Here is a 17,153-nt window from a genome sequence, read left to right as displayed (position 1 = left end):
GTGCATAGGTGGAAGGTCAATGCCGGAAATGACGCATGGAGGTGAAGACCATGGCAAGGCCCGCCTCGTCGGCCGCCTCGATCACCTTGTCGTCCCGCATGGAGCCACCCGGCTGGATCACCGCCGTGGCGCCGGCTTCGGCCGCGGTCAGAAGCCCGTCGGGGAAAGGGAAGAAGGCGTCCGACGCCACGACGGAACCTTGCGTGAGCGGCGTGGAGAAGCCCAGCGCTTCGGCCATGTCCTGGCTCTTGCGCGCGGCGATGCGGGTGGAATCGACCCGGCTCATCTGGCCCGCGCCGACACCCACGGTCGCGCCGTCCTTGACGTAGACGATGGCGTTCGACTTCACGTGCTTGGCAACTTTCCAGGCGAACAGCAGATCGGCCAGTTCCTCGCTCGTGGGCTGGCGCTTGGTGACGGTCTTCAGCTCCCATTCGCCGATGCGCCCGTTGTCGCGGTCCTGCACGAGAAAGCCCCCCGAGACCTGCCGCACGGCAAGACCGCCCGCAGCCGGATCCGAAAGCCCATCCGTTGTCAGCAGCCGCAGGTTCTTCTTCGCCGCGAAGACCTCGCGCGCGCCCTCGTCCGCGCCGGGCGCGATCACGACTTCGGTGAAGATCTCCGCGATCGCCTCGGCGGTGGCCCGGTCGAGCGGCTGGTTGAGCGCGACGATCCCGCCGAAAGCCGAGGTCCGGTCGCAGTCGAAGGCGCGGGAATAGGCTTCGGTCAGGCTCGCCCCTCGCGCGACGCCGCAAGGGTTGGCATGCTTGATGATCGCGCAGGCCGGGCCGTCCTCGGGCAGGAACTCGCTCACAAGCTCGAAAGCCGCGTCGGTGTCGTTGATGTTGTTGTAGGATAGCTCCTTGCCCTGGTGCTGTTCGGCGGTGGAGATCCCGGCGCGCGCGGTGCCATCGGTATAGAAGGCCGCGCCCTGATGCGGGTTCTCGCCGTAGCGCAGGGTCTGCGCGAGCGTTCCGGCAAAGACCCGGCGGCGCGGCGCAGTCTCACCCAGCGTGTCCGCCATCCAGGCCGACACCGCCGCATCGTAAGCGCCGGTGCGCGCATAGGCATTCAGCGCAAGGCGTTGGCGGAAGGCGTAGCTCGTCCGTCCGTCATGGACCTCGAGCTCGTCGAGCAGCGGCTGGTAATCCTCGACATCGACCACGACGTTGACGAATGCATGGTTCTTGGCCGCGGCGCGGATCATCGCAGGGCCGCCGATGTCGATATTCTCAATCGCCTCGTCATAGCCCGCGCCGCGCGCGACTGTCTCTTCGAACGGGTAGAGGTTCACGACAAGCAGATCGATCGCACCGATGCCGTGCTCTTTCATCGCGGCGACATGCGCGTCATCGTCCCGAAGCGCCAGAAGCCCGCCATGCACGCCGGGATGCAGCGTCTTTACGCGCCCGTCCATCATCTCGGGAAAGCCCGTGAGGTCGGAGACATCCTGCACCTCGAGACCCGCTTCCCGCATGGTGCGCGCCGTCCCGCCGGTGGAGACGAGCTCGATCCCCCGGGCGGCGAGCGTCTTGGCCAGCTCGACCAGACCGGTCTTGTCGGAGACGGAAAGGAGGGCGCGGCGGACGGGGGTGAGATCGGTCATGTCTGGTCCTGATATGGCTCGGTCGTGTCGTCCTTGTCGTCGTCTCGCGCCAGATCCCGGATGGCAATTGCCGTCTCCTGCGCCTTGGCGAGCGACCAGCGGACGCGGGTCGCATACTCCATCGCGCGGCCGGATAAAACGATCTGTTGGCTGCCACGTGGCCGCAGCCGCCCTTTTTCGAGGTAAACCGATGGCTCCAGCGCCAGATCGGCGGAAGAATCGTGCCGGAACACCCAGATTTCGCCCGACCTGAGGCCCAGCGACACCGCCGCGCCGCCCAGGTCGATCTCGGCGTCGACTTCGGGATGCAGATGGAACCGGATCTGGAAGGGCAGACCCGAAAGCGACACCGCATCCATACGGCGGTCGAAGAGGGCTTTCTCGGAGGGCTCGACCGCGAGGAGGAGATCCTCGCCCGCGACGGCGCGTCCGTCGAAAGTCATCTCGAGCGTGCGGGCATGGGTCAGACCGTGCGTGGATACGTAGCCGTCATGCCCTCCCTGGAAGCTGAGACCGTCCGGCGCGCGAGAAAACTCGGTCGGCACATGGGTCGGCGCGTCGACCAGATGCTCGCGCGCCGCCGCGCCGATTTTGCCTAAGGGTCCAAGTCGGGCAGAGGAATACCCATCGAGGCTGAGCGTCGAATGCGACGGCGTCGCGCGTCCCGCTTTGCGCCAGCCTTCCCCGAAAATCGCGCCGGAGCCGCAATTCACGATCAAGGGACGGCGGCCCGAGGTGACCTCGAATGCCAGCGTCGAGGCATGTGCGTTGAGCGAGGCCTCGCCGGTCGGAGGCGGCGCCGCGTCGACAACGAGGCTCGTGCGTCCCGCCGACATCCGGGCAAAGCCCATCGCAAGCTCGTCGGTGCGCCGCCGTTTGACGCCGCTTGCCGCGAGGGCCTGGTCGAGCTGACCGTCTAGCCCGCGCCCGCCGCCATGAAACCGCGCGAGCCCGCCGTCGGAATGCCGAAGCGCCCGCAGCGTCGGCGCGACGCGCCCAAGCGCGGCCTCGATCGCCGGGCTTTCGGTGTGCCCCGCTTCGTCCAGCGCGGTCTTGGCCCATGTGAGCAGGGTGAACACCGCCAGAAGGTCTTCGGGATTGCGCGTCGGCAGTCCCCCGGTCTCATCGATCTGGCGCCCGCATTCGCGTTCGAGCGCGGCCAACGCCGGGGCAACCTGATCTTCCATGCCCTTGAGCGAAAGCCCGGCATAAAGCAGCCCTGTCAGCGCCTCGAACCGGCTGAGCCCGGGTCTCGACGCTTTCCAGCGGCGCGACAGGAAGACCGCCTGGGCGGTCAGCATGGCGTAGAACTCCGCGCTTTGCTCGGACGTGCGGCCAGACAGAAGGAAGAGCGCGTGATGCACGAGGCGAAGGATTCGGCATCCGGCCAGCTCTGGCGTCCAGCCGGGACCGGTGCCGCGCCCGTAGCGCGCATTCCAGCCCCAGACCCAATCCTGCGCGGCCCGGCGCGCCTTGGGATCGCTCACCGCGGCAAAATGATCGAGCCAGCCGAAGCCGTGCAGCTCCTCCTCGAAGGCGGCGTCAGGCGCGTCGAGATCCCAAGGCAGATGCCCCGGAGCCTGCACGAGATGCCCTGCGAAAAGGAGATTGCCTGCCGCGAGCTGCCGTCCCCGCGCGAAAGACCCTACTGTGCGCGGCTCGGGACGAGAGACGAAATCGGTCGCCGCGCGCGAGCGTGCGGCGCGGCGTGCATGATAGCGGTTCATCAGGAGGCTCGACCGGGCCCTCCAGCGCTCCAGTATCGACATGTCCCTGCCTCTTCGCGGCCCTTCCGGCGCATCTTGCTCCAAGTGATACGCAAGCGGGCGCGCGAAGTCACCTCAGAAACGGCGGCGATGGCGGTAGCGGCGCCTCCCGTGCAGGACAGAGCCTACCAGACATCCTTGCGGTGAAGCGCCTCAACGCAGCGGGACGCGCCGACCAGCTTCGGCATATCCGTGCCTGTCAGGCTCTGGCCGAGCCACCCCTGCGGCATGCTGAGCGGCAGGGGCGCGGCCGCCTGCGCCTCGGTGATCGGCTGGAAACCCACCCGCTTGTAATATTCGGGATCGCCATAGGTGATCGCGACATCCGCGCCGCCCTCGCGGAGCGCACGCAACGCGTGCCGCAAGAGCGCCTGCCCGATCCCCTTGCGCTGATGCACCGTCGCGACGGCCATCGGCGAGAGCAAAACGACCCGATTCGGATCTTGCGGGAAGCTCAAGCTGGTGAAGATCGCAGCCGCGATGATCGCGCCATCCTGTTCAGCGCGAAAGACCCGGATATCGACCTTCGGCGTGTCCGATACAAGATCGCTCACGAGGCCGCCGATCACCTGGCCTTCCTCTGGCCCCTCGGCGTCTTCGAAGGTGGTTGCGAACAGATCCGTCAGAGCGGCCTCGTATCCGGTCGTTCCTTCAAGAAATTCCATACCAGCCTCGCTTGCATCATATGCACTCTGGCCCCCGCCGGAATGATGACACAGCTCTATTCAAACGAAAACGCCCGGCCGAAATGACCGGGCGTTTCCTGACTGGCCGTCAGAGCGGGAGAGTTACTCGGCGGCGGCCAGCTCTTTGGGAAGGCGGAATGTCCAGAGCATGCCGCCTTGGTTGAGGTAGTTCACCTTCTTCGCGACCTCGCCGCCCCAGAGCGGTACCGCGCCGCCCCAGCCGGAGATGACGGAGACGTACTGCTCGCCATCCTGCTCCCAGGTGACGGGCTGGCCGACGATGCCCGAGCCGGTCTGGAAGGACCACAGCTCTTCACCGGTCTCGTCGTCGAGCGCGAGGAACTTGCCCTCGGGCGTGCCGAAGAACACCAGGCCGCCCGCGGTGGTCATCACGCCGCTCCAGAGCGGTGCGTCGTTCTTGTATTCCCAGACGAGCTCACCGGTATCGGGGTCCATCGCCTTGAGAGAGCCGATATGGTCCTCGTAGTTCGGCTTGATGGTGAAGCCCGCGCCGAGATAGGCCGCGCCCTTCTTGTAGGTGATCGGCTCGTTCCAGATATCCATGCCCCATTCGTTCGAGGGGATATAGAAGTTGCCGGTCTTCTGGCTGAACGCCATCGGCATCCAGTTCTTGCCACCGAGGAAGGACGGCGATGCGAAGATGACCTCGCCTTTCTGGCCGTCAGCCGCTTCGGTCGGATCGCCGGGGCGGTTCTCTTCGTTGAAGATCGGGCGGCCGTTCTCGTCGATGCCATTCGCCCAGGAGATGTCCTTCACGAAGGGCGTGGCGGAGACGAAGGCACCGTCTTCGCGGTTCAGCACGTAGAAGTAGCCGTTCCGGTCGGCAGTGGCGTAGCGCATGTTGCCGTCGCGGTCGGTATAGGCCACGACCTCGTTCACGCCGTCATAATCCCAGCCCTCGCGCGGCGTGGTCTGGAAGTGCCACTTGATCTCGCCCGTATCGGGATCGATGCCGAGGCGCGAGGCGGCGTAGAGGTTGTCGCCTGAACCATCGTTCATCTGGCCGGCGTTGCGCAGCCAGGAGTTCCACGGCGCGGGGTTGCCGGTGCCGAAGACGAGCGTGTCGGTATCGGCATCATAGGAGCCGCCGAGCCAGGTCGCACCGCCGCCGGTCTTCCACATATCGCCGGGCCAGGAGGCGTTGAGCTCCCCGGTCATGGTGCTCTCTTCGCCGTTGAGCGTGCCCATGTGGCCTTCGATCACCGGACGGGTCCAGACAAGCTCGCCGGTATCGGCATTGCGCGCCTGTACTTCGCCGACGATCCCGAACTCACCGCCAGAATTGCCGGTATAGACCATGCCGTCCACGATGAGCGGCGCGGCGGTGTAGGAATAGCCTGCCTTGTAGTCGGCGATCTTGTCGCGCCAGACGACGTCGCCGGTCTTGAGGTCGAGCGCCACGAGCTGCGCGTCGAGCGTGCCGAAGATGATCTTGTCGTTCCAGATCGCGCCGCCGCGGTTGACGACGTCGCAGCAGGGCAGGATGCCCTCGGGCAGACGTGCATCGTACTGCCAGACTTCCGCACCCGTCGCGAGGTCGATCGCGTAGAGGCGCGAATAGGAGCCGGTGATGTACATCATGCCGTCATAGATGAGCGGCTGGGTTTCCTGGCCGCGCTGCTTCTCGCCACCGAGCGAGAAGGCCCATGCGGGCACGAGGTTGTCCACGTTTTCCTTCGTGATCATCTCCAGCGGCGAATAGCGCTGGAGGTCCCGGCCCATGCCGTTGGTGACGATCTGATCGGTCGTCGCCTGGTCATTTGCCAGCATCTCTTCGGTCACCTGCGCGTGGGCCACCGGAGCGGTGGCCACAAGCGCGAGTGTGACAGCGGCGATGAACTTGTTCATTCGGTCCTCCCTTGGATCGGGACCCCTGTCAGCCGCTTGGCGCTCCTCCGCGCCCGGACCCGGGATTCCTTCAATTAGGGAGTATATGGAAGCCGCTGCGCGGCCATACGCCGCTTTGGTCGTAAGACCCAAAGCCGCTTGACAGAGAATGATTCGGCGATTCCGAAAGACGTCGCGGTTCAGGCTCGGTCTCGGCCAAGACGATCAGAAGAGTGGCGCGTATTTCCAATCGTCCGCGTCGGGCGTGACCTCGTCAAGATCGTAGTCCGCAGCCTGCATGCGCTGCGCGATCTGGAGCCCTTCGCCCGCGGCTTCGTCGATCAGCGCGCGACCCCGCTCCTCATCCCGAGCAACGCCGTGTCCGCGCAGGAGCGCGAGGCCGTAGTTGAACTTGCCCACGGGATCACCCGCCTCGGCGGCCTTGCGGTCCCATTCAGCGGCGGCATCGGGATTGTAGTCTCCGCCGAGCCCGTTGTTGTCGAGCTGGCCCATCCAGGTCATCGCGCCGGTATAGCCCGCATTGGCGCAATTCTCGAAGAGCGCCCGCGCCGCGCCATGCTTGCCCGACTTCGTGAGCATGTAGCCGGTGGAGCAGAGCACCATGCCGGTCTCGCCCTTCTCGGCGCGGTCGAGCATCGATTCCCAGGTCATCTCGTCAGGGTTGAGCGTGCCGTGCGCGTCTTCTTCGGAATACGCGGCGAAGGGCAGAGACACAGCGAGCGTCGCGATCAGGATGTGTTTCATGTGATCCTCCTGAAAGCTGACATAGCATGGCAGCGCGGCAAAAGCAGAAACCAATCTTCAACCCCCAGATTTTTAAGTAAAAATCTGGGGGTTGCGCTTAATTCGTCGGACGGAAGGCGGCCCCCCAGGGAAAGCGGCCGACCTTGATCGTCTTCTCCGCCTTGCGCGAGGCGACATCGACCATCGTCACGTCGCCCGAGACACCGTTCGTCGTGAAGAGCTTCGAGCGGTCGCCATTGAAGGCCATGTGCCAGACGCGTCGTCCCACGAGGATGTAATCCTCGACCTCGTAGGTCTCTGCGTTGACCACGGCGACATGGTTCGAGGGGCCGAGAGCGACGAAGGCATGGCTGTCGCCTTCCGTGAACTCGAAGCCGACGGGCTGCACGTTCGCAGGGTTGATCGAGGGGATCTCAAAATTGATCTTGCCGATTTCCGCCTTGGTCTCGACATCGAAGACGGTGATCGTGCCGCCGATTTCGGAGGAGACCCAGAGCTCGGTGCCGCCCTTGACGAATTCGGCGTGGCGCGGACGCGAATCGACCAGGGTGTTCGCGATCAGCTCCTGCGTCTCCGTGTCGATCCAGTGCGCCATATTGGTCGTCTCGGACGTGGTAATCACGATGGACCCGTCGGGCGAGACCGCCATGCCCTCGGGTTCGATCCCGACATTGATCTGGGCAATGACTTCGCGGGTTTCCGTGTCGACCACCGTGGTGATCGCGTCGTCCTCGTTGGCGATGTAGAGGCGGCGGTTGTCGGGATGCAGCACGAACTGCTCGGGATCTTCACCGGAGGGCAGATCATGCAGGATCTCGCCGGTTTCAGGGTCCATGACCTGAACCGCGTCCGAATCGGAGGCGCAGATATAAAGCACGGAATGATCCTGCGCGAAGGTGATCCCGCGCGGACGTTCCCCGGTCGGGATCGTGCGCGTCACCTCGAGCGTGTCGAGGTCGATGACGCTCAGCGTGTTGTCCTTCTCGTTGGAGACCCAGATCTCGCCCGCCAGCGCCGGGGCGGCGACGAGGGACAAGGTGGCAAGCGTAGCGGTAAACTTCATGACTCTTTCCTTGTTGCAATGGGGGAGCGAGGGGCCAGCCCCTCGCGCTCCCCGACGGTATTTGGGCCAATCCAAAGAGGGGGTCAGTCGAAGGCGCTGCATTCGGCCTCGCCGCGATCCTGGCCCAGCGTGTCGAGTTCGTTGGTCTGGTGAAGGAAACCTTCGAGCGGCGCCTGCGCGACGAGCGCGCGGGGTTGCACGATGGGGATTGGCTGGCGCAACTGGCCATTCCACGGCCGGAAGGTCAGCGGCCGGCCCAGAAAGCCTGCAAGCTCGAAATCTTCACCAAGAAGGTAGGCGCGCAGATCCTGCGCGTCGGGGCTGCCCGTGCGCGTCACCGCCTCGCCAATGCTCCGCAACGCGGCCCAGGCCGCGTAGTCACGGGGGGCCATGTCCCGGCCTGCATGTTCGGTGAAGCGCGATTGCAGCTGCGCCGCGCCCCATTGCTCCACCGCGGGGGACCAGGCTTCGGCGGTCAGCCCTTCGGAGCCGGCGACGGGCCGTGGCAGCCAGGTGTTGTAGAGGATGTAGCGACCGAAATCGTGGCGCTCGTCCGCAACCAGAAGGACGTCATACTCGCCCAAGTCTTGGGTCAGGAGCGGCACTTCGGCGCTCGCCGAGCGGCGCATGTCGGCATCGAAACTCCACTCCGTCTCGCTGCCAAGCTCCATGCCGAACTTCGTCAGGGAGCCGCGCAGCGCCTCGGCATAGGCTTGATCCTCGGGATTCTGGCCCGCCACGAGCGCCAGATCCTCCCAGCGTTTGACCCGCAGCATCTGGACGAGCGCATCTGTTCGCATCGAATAGGACGGGATCGTGTGAAAGAGGTTCGCGCGGCACGCACCCGCGCGCAGATCGCTGTCCTCCACCGCGACGTTGAAGAGAAGCGCATCGCTGCCTTCGGCGATGTCCGAGGCGGCCAGGAGCGCATCGCGCGGTGCGTCGATCAGGAGAAGCGGGCTTGCGGCCAGCGCCGTCTCGACCGCGCCCGCCCAGTCGCCGCCTTCGGGCACGGAGGTAACGGTCAAGGTCCAGTCCTGGCCCATGAAGCGGCCGGTCGTCGCGTTGTCCGCAAGGCCGACCTCGGCCCCTGCAATCCCGAGATCCGCCGGGATCGGATCGAGGTTCGACAGGACGGGCGGTGGCGGCACCTCCTGGCGCAGATATTGGATGTCGAGCGTGACAGGCTCCTGCGCGACCGCGACGCCAGAGCCAAGCGCAAGGAAAGCCGCCGCACGAAACGCCGCTTTGATCATGATGTCTCCTCCCGTCCCGAACGATATCGGTGCGGAAAAAGCAGGAAATACGACCTATGTCGGGGCGCGGAGAGACCGTTTGCGGACGAAAGTCCAATATCTCGGTCCCGGTCCCCCTGCCTATGAAAGAGGTCAAGCCAATCCATCCGATTGCGTCCAAGGGAGGGACCCAATGAACCGCACCACGATTCAAAGCCTCGCGAGCGCCGCCGCGATCATCGCAGGCGCGAGCTTCGCGCTGGCCCACGGCGATGTCGCCCCGCAACCTGTCGACACGGGCAACCTGCCCGAACTCGGCGAAGAATGGCTGACGGAGAACCCCTACCGCGCGGAAGCCGCCGGCGAAGAGGTCTGGGCCGAGGCGGTTCGTATCGGTGCGTCGGGCTACAATCAGAACTGTGCGCGCTGTCACGGTCTCGAGGTGATCTCGGGCGGGCTCGCCCCCGATCTGCGCTTCCTCGAGGCCGAGGAATACGGCGACGAATGGTATATGGAGCGCTTCATCCACGGCTACACCCAGAACGGAACGACCAAGATGCCCGCCTTTGGCGAGCTTCTGGGCCAGGAGGCCGCCTGGGCGATCCGCACCTATATCGAGACGCGCCCCGATGGCGCGACGATGGAGGGCTTCAACGACGAGCTCGCCTCGATCCGTGACGAGCTGGAGGCCGGAAATGCCGATGCCGACGCCGTGCAGGCCCGCCTTGCGGAGATCGCCGGTGAGATCGAGACCATGTCCGGCGCTCCGGTGGCCGATTCCATTGCCTATCGCGCGGCCAACCAGCTCGCCGCCGGCGAGACCCAGGACAGGGCGGCCGAGACGCTGACCATCGGCCTTTCGGCAGCGAACTGACCCATGAGACAGGTCCTTCGGGGTCTGATTATCGGAGCGGCGGCGGCTTTCGGGCTTGCCGCCGCGCCCGTGCGCGCAGCCGACCCCTGCGCCGATTACACGCCGCAGCCGAAACCGCAGAACACCGCGCGGGACATTATCGGCCAGAGCGTCGACGAGATCCGCGAGCGCGGATTCATGACCTTCGCGCTCTATGAGGATTATCCGCCCTATTCCTGGGAAGAGGGCGGGAAGGCGCGAGGTGTCGACGTGGAGATCGCGCGCCTCATCGCCGAGGCCATCGGTGTCGAGCCACGTTTTTCTTTCGTGACCGCGGGAGAGAACCTCGATGCAGATCTGCGGAACCACATCTGGAAAGGGCCGATCGTCGGCGGCGCGGTGTCCAATGTGATGATGCGCGTACCCTTCGATCCCTCCTTCGCCTGCCGGATCGAGCAGGTCAGCTTCGGCGGGATCTATGGCGAGGAATCCATCGCCATCGCCTATGACGCGGAGAGCTATCCCGACGAAAAACCCGTCCCGGCCTATTTCCGCTTCGATACGGTCGCGGTCGAGAACGATTCGATCTCGGATTTCTATCTGTCGAACTTCGCGGGCGGCCAGCTTCAGGGCGGTATCCGCCGCTATCCCTCGCTTGCGCTTGGCATGGAGGCGCTGCGCGAGGGCGAGACCATGGCGGCTATGGGCCCGCGCGCGCAGTTGGAATACGGCGCGGACGAGGGCATCGGGCTGCACGAGCCGCCACTCGCGGGCTTCGCCAAGTCACGCTGGAAGATCGGCCTTGCCGTGCATTTCGCGTGGAAGCCGCTCTATTACGAGGTCGATGACGCGATCAACGCCGCGCTCGCGGACGGACGCATCGCCGCGATCTTCGAGAGCTACGGACTGACGCATCAGCCGCCGGAGTGGTAGTCCGCGCTATTGCAGATCGGAGAAGGCCGCGCGCAGGCGCGTCGCGGCCTCTTCGATACGCGCGCGCGGCGTTGCGATGTTGAACCGCAGAAAGCTTTCGCCGCCCGTCCCGAAGGTCTCCCCGTGGTTCACGGCGATCAAGGCATCCTGTTCGACGCGCTTGCGGAACTCGCCGGGCGCCATGCCGGTGCCAGAGAAATCCACCCAGGACAGATACGTCGCCTCGAGTGGCATCGACGCAAGGCCCGGAATGTCCGCGATCGCCGCGTCGAAGATCTTCCGGTTGCCGTCGAGATAGGCGCAAAGGTCGTCGACCCAGGCCGCTCCCTCGGGCGAATAGGCTGCCGTCACCATCTCGCGCCCCATGAGACCCGGCGACATGCCGAGCGCGGCCATCTTTCCCGCGAAAGCGCGGCGCAGGTCGGGATCTGGAATGATGACGTTGCCGATATGCGCGCCCGCGATGTTGAAGGTCTTGGTCGCCGCGGTCATCATCATCAGGCGGTCGCGGATGCCGTGGTCGATCGTGTCGAAGACCTTGTGGGTCTGGCCGGGCATCACGAGATCCATGTGGATCTCGTCGGAGACGAGGATCAGATCGTGCCGCCTCGCGAAGTCCGCGACGCCTTTCAGCTCGGCTTCACTCCAGCAGCGCCCGCCGGGGTTGTGCGGCGAGCAGAGAACGACCATCTTTTCGCGCCCGGTCATCTGAGCGTCATAGGCGTCGAAATCCATTTCGTAGCGCCCATCCGTCAGGGTGAGCGGGCATTCCACGACCTCGCGGCCGCCCGCGCGGATGACCTTTGCGAAGGCGTGGTAGACGGGTGTGAAGAGCACGATGCCATCGCCCGGCTCGGTCCAGGTCTCGACGCACATGGCGGTGCCGTTGACGAGCCCGTGGGTCGAGAAGATCCAGTCGGGCGAAACCTGCCAGCCGTGGCGTTCGCGCATCCACCATGTAATGGCGTCGCGGTATGCGCCATCCGGGCCGGGATAGCCGTAGACGCCGTGCGCGATCAGCTCTTTCAGCCGGTCCTGCACCACTTGCGGCGCCGCGAAATCCATGTCCGCGACCCACATGGCGAGCCCGTCATCGGCTGGAACGCCGTAGATGCCCTCCATGCCATCCCATTTCATGCAGCCCGTACCCACACGGTCGATGATGTCGTCGAAACTCATGACAGCCCTTCGCAAGTTGGTCGCGCGAAGACTGCCAGATAGAGCGCGGGCGGCAAGTCGAAAGCGCCGGTCAGCCAAAGCGCCCTTTCAGTTGCGCCCCGGCGGCGAGATGCTTAAATCGCGCGCATGGCCAAGCGACCCATCATTCTTCACCCCGACCCGCGCCTCAAGAAGGTCTGCGATCCGGTCTCCGATCTGTCGGACGATCTGCGCCGGCTTGCGGACGATATGCTCGAGACGATGTACGACGCGCCCGGTATCGGGCTCGCTGCGCCACAGGTCGGCGTGATGTCGCGGCTGATCGTTCTCGACTGCGAGAAGAACGAAGATGCCGATCCGCGGCCGACCGTGATGTTCAATCCCGAAGTGAAGGCCGCTTCGGACGAGCGGAACATCTACGAGGAAGGCTGCCTGTCGATCCCCGATCAATACGCCGATGTCGAACGGCCCTCCGAGGTGACCGTGACTTGGCTCGATCGCGACGGCCGGTTGCAGGAAGACACGTTCGACGGGCTGTGGGCGACCTGCGTGCAGCACGAGATCGATCACCTCAACGGCAAGCTATTCATCGATTATCTCGGGCCGATGAAGCGGCAGATGATCACTCGCAAGATGCAGAAGCTGAAGCGAGAGAAGGCCCGCGCGTGAGCCTTCTGCCGATCCTGATCTGGCCCGATCCGCGGCTCTCGACCCCTTGCGAGCCGGTCGGCGCGGAGGGCGTGACGGAAGAGCTGATCCGTGATCTTTTTGAGACGATGTATGACGCGCCCGGACGCGGGCTCGCCGCGCCGCAGGTAGGCGTGATGCAGCGCGTCTTCGTGATGGATTCGGGCTGGAAGGACGGCGAGATGACGCCGCGCGCCTGCATCGATCCCGAGATCACCTGGCGCTCGGACGAGACCGGCGAAGTCAAGGAAGGCTGCCTTTCGATCCCGGGCGTGTCCGTGCCGGTCACCCGCCCCACCACGATCCGGCTGGCGTATACCAGTGCCGCGGGCGAGCGGATCGAGGAGGAGCTGACCGGCGCCGAGGCCCTGATCGCGCAGCATGAGATCGATCATCTCGACGGTCTCGTGACACTCGATCGCGTGGACGAGGCCGTGCGCGCCGACATCCTGTCGATCTATACCGCTCAATGAGCATCCGGACGATCCTGCGCTGGCCCGACAAGCGGCTTCGTACCGCGGCCGAGCCGGTGGCGGAGATCACTGACACGGTACGCGCGCATTGGGACGACATGATCGCCACGATGGAGGCGATGCCCGGCGTCGGCCTTGCCGCGCCCCAGATTGGCGTGATGCTGCGGCTGGCGGTCGTGGATGCCTCCGAGGCGCGGGGCCAGGCGATCCGCATGGCCAATCCCGAGGTCCTCCATGCCAGCATCCAGCCGCGCGAGCATGACGAGGCGAGCCCCTGTCTGCCCGGCGTCTCGGCTGTCATCGCCCGCCCGCGCGCCGTGACAGTGCGGTTCCTGAACGCGGACGGAGAGACCGAGGAGCGCGACCTCGTGGGTCTCTGGGCGACTTCGGTGCAGCACCAGATCGACCACCTGAACGGGCGGATGTACTTCGATCACCTGTCGAAGACCAAGCGGGACATGCTGATCCGCCGCGCCCGAAAGCGCGGCTGAACTCAGGCGGCGGCCAGGCCCGTGTCGAGCGCGGTCAGGATCGTGTCGATCTCGGCCTCGGTAATGACGAGAGGCGGCGACATCAGGATGTTGTGCATCCCCAGCCGCACCATCGCGCCCGCCTCGTAGGTCGCCGCATGGATACGCGCCATGCCGGCAGCGTCCATGGCCGTCTTCGACCCGCGATCCGACACGATCTCCAACCCGGCCATCAGGCCATGGCCGCCGCGTATATCGCCAATGATCTCGTGACGCTCGGCCAGTGCTTGCAGCCCCTTGAAAAGCTGATCGCCGCGTGCGGCCGCATTGCTTGCAAGATCGAGCCGCAGCGTCTCTTCCAGCGTCGCCACGACCGCTGCCGCGCCGACGGGATGTGCTGAATAGGTGTAGCCGTGCCAGATCGCACCTTCCGCACCCGCGCCTTCGAAAACCTCTGCGACCTTGTCCGAAACGAGCGTCGCGCCCACCGGGTAATACCCCGAAGTAATGCCCTTGGCCGTGGTCATCATGTCGGGCTTCACGCCCCAGTGCCGCGCGCCCGACCAATGCCCGGTACGTCCGAAGCCGGTGATGACCTCGTCCGAGATCAGGAGGATGCCGTGCCGGTCGCAGATCTCGCGCATGAGTTTCATGAAGGAGGCGTCGGGCACGATAACGCCGCCCGCGCCCTGGATCGGCTCCATGATGAAGGCCGCGATGGTCTCCGCACCCTGAAAGGCGATCTCGTCCTCCATCGCCGCGGCGATCTTCTGGGCGAGCGTCGCAGGGTCGGTCTCGTCGAAGGGGTTGCGGTAGGTGTAGGGCGACGGCAGATGGAAGCAGCCCGGCAGAAGCGGCTCGTAGCCGATGCGGAAACGGTTGTTGCCGTTGACCGAGGCGCCGCCCCAATGGGTGCCATGATACCCCTTCTTGAGCGACAGGAACTTGGTGCGCTGCGGCGCGCCGTTCAGGCGATGGTATTGGCGCGCGAGCCGAAGCGCGGTGTCGACCGAATCCGACCCGCCCGAGGTGAAGAAGGCCCGCGCCATGCCGTCTTCGGCGAAGAACTCGCAGACCGCATGGCTTGCCTCGATCGCGGAGGGATTCGTGGTGCCGGCAAAAGCTGAATAATAGGGCAGATCCTGAAGCTGGGCCGCAATCGCGTCCTTAACCTTCTGGTTGGAATAGCCAAGGTTCACGCACCAGAGACCGCCCACCGCGTCGACCGCGCTGTGCCCCTCCTGATCGGTGATCGAGACGCCTTGCGCCGAGCGGATGATCCGCGGCGGGGTCTCGCGCAACGCGCCCGGATGACCCATCGGATGCCAGAGATGCCGGGCGTTTTCTTCTTTGAGGAAATTGTCGTCTTTCATGGGACCGCGCCTCCGCACAGGATTTGATCAAATCCTAGCGCGGCCTCGCGCTCCCCGAAAGCGATTCCTGCAGGCAGGCGCGCGGACCCTGTCTTTGGGTTGGCAAAAATACCGAAATGGCCGAGCCTTGCCGCAGGCGCGTCGCTCAGAGTGTCGCGGCAAGACGCACGCCCTGATCGATGGCGCGCTTGGCGTCGAGTTCGGCCGCGACGTCCGCGCCGCCGATCACGTGAACGCTCACACCCTTCGCCTCCAACGCATCGGCCAGACTGCGCTCGCTCACCTGCCCCGCGCAGAGCACGATGCTGTCGCAGGCGATCACCTCGGGCCGCTCGCGCGCCTCGCCATAAGAGATGTGCAGCCCCTCGGCGTCGATCTTCTCGTAATTGACGCCCGCTTTCATCTCGACCGCCTTCATCTGGAGCCCGGCCCGGTGAATCCAGCCGGTGGTCTTGCCGAGCCGCTTGCCGGGCTTTTCGGATTTGCGCTGAAGAAGCGTGACCTGCCGCACCGCCGGGTGCGGGTTCGGCCCGTCCGGATCAAGGCCCGAGCGCGCTTCGGATGTATCGACGACGCCCCATTCGCGCATCCAGTCGGGCAGGCTTTCGGTGGCGCTGTCATCGGTGACGAGGAATTCGGAGACGTCGAAGCCGATACCGCCCGCGCCGATCACGGCCACGCGGGCACCGACCGGGGCCTTGCCGCGCAGGACGTCGACATAGCCGAGAACGTTCTCGCCCTCCTGGCCGGGAATGCCCGGATCACGCGGCAGAACACCCGTGGCGACGATCACGTCGTCGAAGCCGGCAAGCGTCTCGGAAGTCGCCTCGGTGCCGAGGCGGGTCTCGATACCGCGGATCTCGACCATGTGCGCGAACCAGTCGACGAGACCGCGGAACTCCTCTTTGCCGGGGATGACCTTCGCCATGTTGAGCTGGCCGCCAAGCTCTTCTGCCTTGTCGAAGAGCGTCACCTGATGCCCACGCTCCGCCGCGGTGATCGCCGCCGAGAGACCGGCGGGTCCGGCGCCAACGACCGCGATGCGACGCGGCGCCGCGGCGGGCTCGATGACGATCTCGGTCTCGAAGGCGGCGCGCGGGTTCACGAGGCAGGACGAAACCTTGCCCTGAAAGGTGTGATCGAGGCAGGCCTGGTTGCAGGCGATGCAGGGTGCGATCTCGCGCGTCCGGCCGGAGGCGGCCTTGGTCACGAACTCCGCGTCGGCGAGCCAGGGCCGCGCCATCGAAACCATGTCGGCGCAGCCCGTGGCGAGCACCTCTTCGGCGACGTCCGGCGTGTTGATCCGATTGGATGTGATGAGCGGGATCGAGACCTGACCCATCAGCTTCTTCGTGACCCAGGCGAAGGCGGCGCGCGGCACCGAGGTCGCGATGGTGGGCACCCGCGCCTCGTGCCAGCCGATGCCGGTGTTGATGATCGTCACGCCCGCCGCTTCGACTCGTTTTGCCAGTTCGACGACCTCGTCGTAGGTCGAGCCATTTGGCACGAGGTCGATCATCGAAAGACGGTAGATCAGGATGAAATCGGGCCCGACGGCTTCACGAACGCGGCGCACGACCTCGAGCGGCAGGCGCATCCGGTTCTCGTAGGAGCCGCCCCAACGATCCTCGCGCTTGTTGGTGTGCGTGACGAGGAACTGGTTCAGGAAGTATCCCTCGGAGCCCATGATCTCGACGCCGTCATATCCGGCTTCGCGCGCGCGAGCAGCGGAGGTGACGATGTCGGCAATCTGTTTCTCGATCCCGGCCTCGTCGAGCTCGGTCGGCGCGAAGGGCGAGATCGGGGATTTGATCGCGGAAGGTGCGACACATTTCGGCCCGTAGGCATAGCGGCCCGCATGCAGAACCTGCATGGCGATCTTGCCGCCCGCCTCGTGGACACGGTCCGTGACCAAGCGGTGATTGTCGATGTCCTGCGGCGAGAAGAGGCCAGCCGCGCCGGGGAAGACACCGCCTTCCTCGTTCGGGGCCATGCCGCCGGTAACCATGAGACCAGCCCCGCCGCGGGCGCGCGCTGCGTAGAATTCAGCGACGCGGTTCCAGTCGCCCCTCTCTTCGAGGTTGGTGTGCATGGACCCCATGAGCACACGGTTGCGCAGCGTGGTGAAGCCCAGATCGAGCGGGGCGAGGAGATGCGGATAATCGGTCATGTGGGCCTCCCTGTTCGCGCAGGAGTTCACATGACGGGCGCTGGGCTGTCATGCCCAACGTCGCGTC

At 65.4% G+C, this 17,153-nt stretch carries 15 protein-coding genes; 5 read left to right on the top strand and 10 right to left on the bottom strand.

The annotated features are described in order from the left end of the window. Window positions 1-16: 16 nt before the first annotated feature. The 7 genes from purH to BM171_RS11240 form a co-directional block, all read right to left on the bottom strand. Window positions 17-1,606: a bifunctional phosphoribosylaminoimidazolecarboxamide formyltransferase/IMP cyclohydrolase gene (gene purH / locus BM171_RS11270; RefSeq protein ID WP_093012056.1), complete on the bottom strand. Its 1,590-nt coding sequence runs from the start codon at window positions 1,604-1,606 to the stop codon at window positions 17-19. Further along, window positions 1,603-3,375, bottom strand: a complete 1,773-nt coding sequence (locus BM171_RS11265; protein ID WP_245760240.1) for a heparinase II/III family protein — start codon at window positions 3,373-3,375, stop codon at window positions 1,603-1,605. The genes purH and BM171_RS11265 overlap by 4 nt, the downstream gene beginning before the upstream one ends. Window positions 3,376-3,497: 122 nt before the next feature. Next, window positions 3,498-4,037, bottom strand: coding sequence for a GNAT family N-acetyltransferase (locus BM171_RS11260; RefSeq protein WP_093012053.1), 540 nt, complete (start codon window positions 4,035-4,037; stop codon window positions 3,498-3,500). A gap of 123 nt (window positions 4,038-4,160) precedes the next feature. Continuing rightward, on the bottom strand, window positions 4,161-5,927 hold the full coding sequence (locus BM171_RS11255; protein ID WP_093012050.1) for a PQQ-dependent methanol/ethanol family dehydrogenase: 1,767 nt from the start codon (window positions 5,925-5,927) through the stop codon (window positions 4,161-4,163). Window positions 5,928-6,131: 204 nt separating this feature from the next. Next, window positions 6,132-6,671, bottom strand: coding sequence for a tetratricopeptide repeat protein (locus BM171_RS11250; RefSeq protein ID WP_093012047.1), 540 nt, complete (start codon window positions 6,669-6,671; stop codon window positions 6,132-6,134). A 97-nt stretch (window positions 6,672-6,768) separates the two neighbouring features. Next, complete coding sequence (locus tag BM171_RS11245) at window positions 6,769-7,734, bottom strand: YVTN family beta-propeller repeat protein (RefSeq protein ID WP_093012044.1); 966 nt, start codon at window positions 7,732-7,734, stop codon at window positions 6,769-6,771. Between the two features lie 83 nt (window positions 7,735-7,817). Next, on the bottom strand, window positions 7,818-8,990 hold the full coding sequence (locus tag BM171_RS11240; protein WP_093012041.1) for an ABC transporter substrate-binding protein: 1,173 nt from the start codon (window positions 8,988-8,990) through the stop codon (window positions 7,818-7,820). A 172-nt stretch (window positions 8,991-9,162) separates the two neighbouring features. Here BM171_RS11240 and pedF point away from each other — a divergent pair, with 172 nt between their 5' ends. Both pedF and BM171_RS11230 read left to right on the top strand, forming a co-directional pair. After that, window positions 9,163-9,843 carry a cytochrome c-550 PedF gene (gene pedF, locus BM171_RS11235; RefSeq protein WP_093012039.1) on the top strand — a complete coding sequence of 227 codons (681 nt, stop codon included), beginning with the start codon at window positions 9,163-9,165 and terminating at the stop codon, window positions 9,841-9,843. A gap of 3 nt (window positions 9,844-9,846) precedes the next feature. Then, window positions 9,847-10,755 (top strand): substrate-binding periplasmic protein, encoded by a 909-nt coding sequence (locus tag BM171_RS11230; RefSeq protein WP_093012036.1) that lies wholly within the window; start codon window positions 9,847-9,849, stop codon window positions 10,753-10,755. Window positions 10,756-10,761: 6 nt separating this feature from the next. Here BM171_RS11230 and BM171_RS11225 read toward each other — a convergent pair whose 3' ends face one another. After that, the gene (locus tag BM171_RS11225) at window positions 10,762-11,934 is read right to left on the bottom strand and encodes a MalY/PatB family protein (protein ID WP_093012033.1); all 1,173 of its coding nucleotides are present in this window, start codon (window positions 11,932-11,934) and stop codon (window positions 10,762-10,764) included. Window positions 11,935-12,060: 126 nt separating this feature from the next. On the opposite strand from BM171_RS11225, the gene def (BM171_RS11220) reads away from it, so the two are divergent. From def (BM171_RS11220) to def (BM171_RS11210), 3 genes are read left to right on the top strand one after another with little or no spacing between them, the layout of a single operon-like run. Next, window positions 12,061-12,582 (top strand): peptide deformylase, encoded by a 522-nt coding sequence (gene def, locus BM171_RS11220; protein ID WP_093012030.1) that lies wholly within the window; start codon window positions 12,061-12,063, stop codon window positions 12,580-12,582. After that, window positions 12,579-13,073 (top strand): peptide deformylase, encoded by a 495-nt coding sequence (def, locus tag BM171_RS11215; protein WP_093012027.1) that lies wholly within the window; start codon window positions 12,579-12,581, stop codon window positions 13,071-13,073. Before def (BM171_RS11220) ends, def (BM171_RS11215) begins: the two co-directional genes overlap by 4 nt. Then, on the top strand, window positions 13,070-13,564 hold the full coding sequence (gene def / locus BM171_RS11210) for a peptide deformylase (RefSeq protein WP_093012024.1): 495 nt from the start codon (window positions 13,070-13,072) through the stop codon (window positions 13,562-13,564). The genes def (BM171_RS11215) and def (BM171_RS11210) overlap by 4 nt, the downstream gene beginning before the upstream one ends. 2 nt (window positions 13,565-13,566) lie before the next feature. Here def (BM171_RS11210) and BM171_RS11205 read toward each other — a convergent pair whose 3' ends face one another. Beyond that, on the bottom strand, window positions 13,567-14,916 hold the full coding sequence (locus BM171_RS11205) for an aminotransferase class III-fold pyridoxal phosphate-dependent enzyme (RefSeq protein ID WP_093012021.1): 1,350 nt from the start codon (window positions 14,914-14,916) through the stop codon (window positions 13,567-13,569). A gap of 145 nt (window positions 14,917-15,061) precedes the next feature. Then, window positions 15,062-17,086, bottom strand: coding sequence for an NADPH-dependent 2,4-dienoyl-CoA reductase (locus BM171_RS11200; protein ID WP_093012018.1), 2,025 nt, complete (start codon window positions 17,084-17,086; stop codon window positions 15,062-15,064). Window positions 17,087-17,153 lie beyond the last annotated feature (67 nt).

The sequence above is a fragment of the Roseivivax halotolerans genome (genome assembly GCF_900115815.1).
In the GTDB taxonomy this organism is placed as follows: Bacteria; Pseudomonadota; Alphaproteobacteria; order Rhodobacterales; family Rhodobacteraceae; genus Roseivivax; species Roseivivax halotolerans.
Note: the sequence above shows the minus strand (reverse complement) of the source record. Positions and strands in the feature narration are given on the sequence as shown.

What these genes read in the sequence shown, in the direction of transcription:
- BM171_RS11265 (WP_245760240.1), bottom strand. Translation starts at nt 3,375, where the DNA reads ATGTCGATACTGGAGCGCTGGAGGGCCCGGTCGAGCCTCCTGATGAAC.
- BM171_RS11205 (WP_093012021.1), bottom strand. Translation starts at nt 14,916, where the DNA reads ATGAAAGACGACAATTTCCTCAAAGAAGAAAACGCCCGGCATCTCTGG.
- purH (WP_093012056.1), bottom strand. Translation starts at nt 1,606, where the DNA reads ATGACCGATCTCACCCCCGTCCGCCGCGCCCTCCTTTCCGTCTCCGAC.
- BM171_RS11200 (WP_093012018.1), bottom strand. Translation starts at nt 17,086, where the DNA reads ATGACCGATTATCCGCATCTCCTCGCCCCGCTCGATCTGGGCTTCACC.
- BM171_RS11260 (WP_093012053.1), bottom strand. Translation starts at nt 4,037, where the DNA reads ATGGAATTTCTTGAAGGAACGACCGGATACGAGGCCGCTCTGACGGAT.
- BM171_RS11225 (WP_093012033.1), bottom strand. Translation starts at nt 11,934, where the DNA reads ATGAGTTTCGACGACATCATCGACCGTGTGGGTACGGGCTGCATGAAA.
- pedF (WP_093012039.1), top strand. Translation starts at nt 9,163, where the DNA reads ATGAACCGCACCACGATTCAAAGCCTCGCGAGCGCCGCCGCGATCATC.
- BM171_RS11230 (WP_093012036.1), top strand. Translation starts at nt 9,847, where the DNA reads ATGAGACAGGTCCTTCGGGGTCTGATTATCGGAGCGGCGGCGGCTTTC.
- BM171_RS11250 (WP_093012047.1), bottom strand. Translation starts at nt 6,671, where the DNA reads ATGAAACACATCCTGATCGCGACGCTCGCTGTGTCTCTGCCCTTCGCC.
- def (WP_093012030.1), top strand. Translation starts at nt 12,061, where the DNA reads ATGGCCAAGCGACCCATCATTCTTCACCCCGACCCGCGCCTCAAGAAG.
- def (WP_093012024.1), top strand. Translation starts at nt 13,070, where the DNA reads ATGAGCATCCGGACGATCCTGCGCTGGCCCGACAAGCGGCTTCGTACC.
- BM171_RS11245 (WP_093012044.1), bottom strand. Translation starts at nt 7,734, where the DNA reads ATGAAGTTTACCGCTACGCTTGCCACCTTGTCCCTCGTCGCCGCCCCG.
- BM171_RS11240 (WP_093012041.1), bottom strand. Translation starts at nt 8,990, where the DNA reads ATGATCAAAGCGGCGTTTCGTGCGGCGGCTTTCCTTGCGCTTGGCTCT.
- BM171_RS11255 (WP_093012050.1), bottom strand. Translation starts at nt 5,927, where the DNA reads ATGAACAAGTTCATCGCCGCTGTCACACTCGCGCTTGTGGCCACCGCT.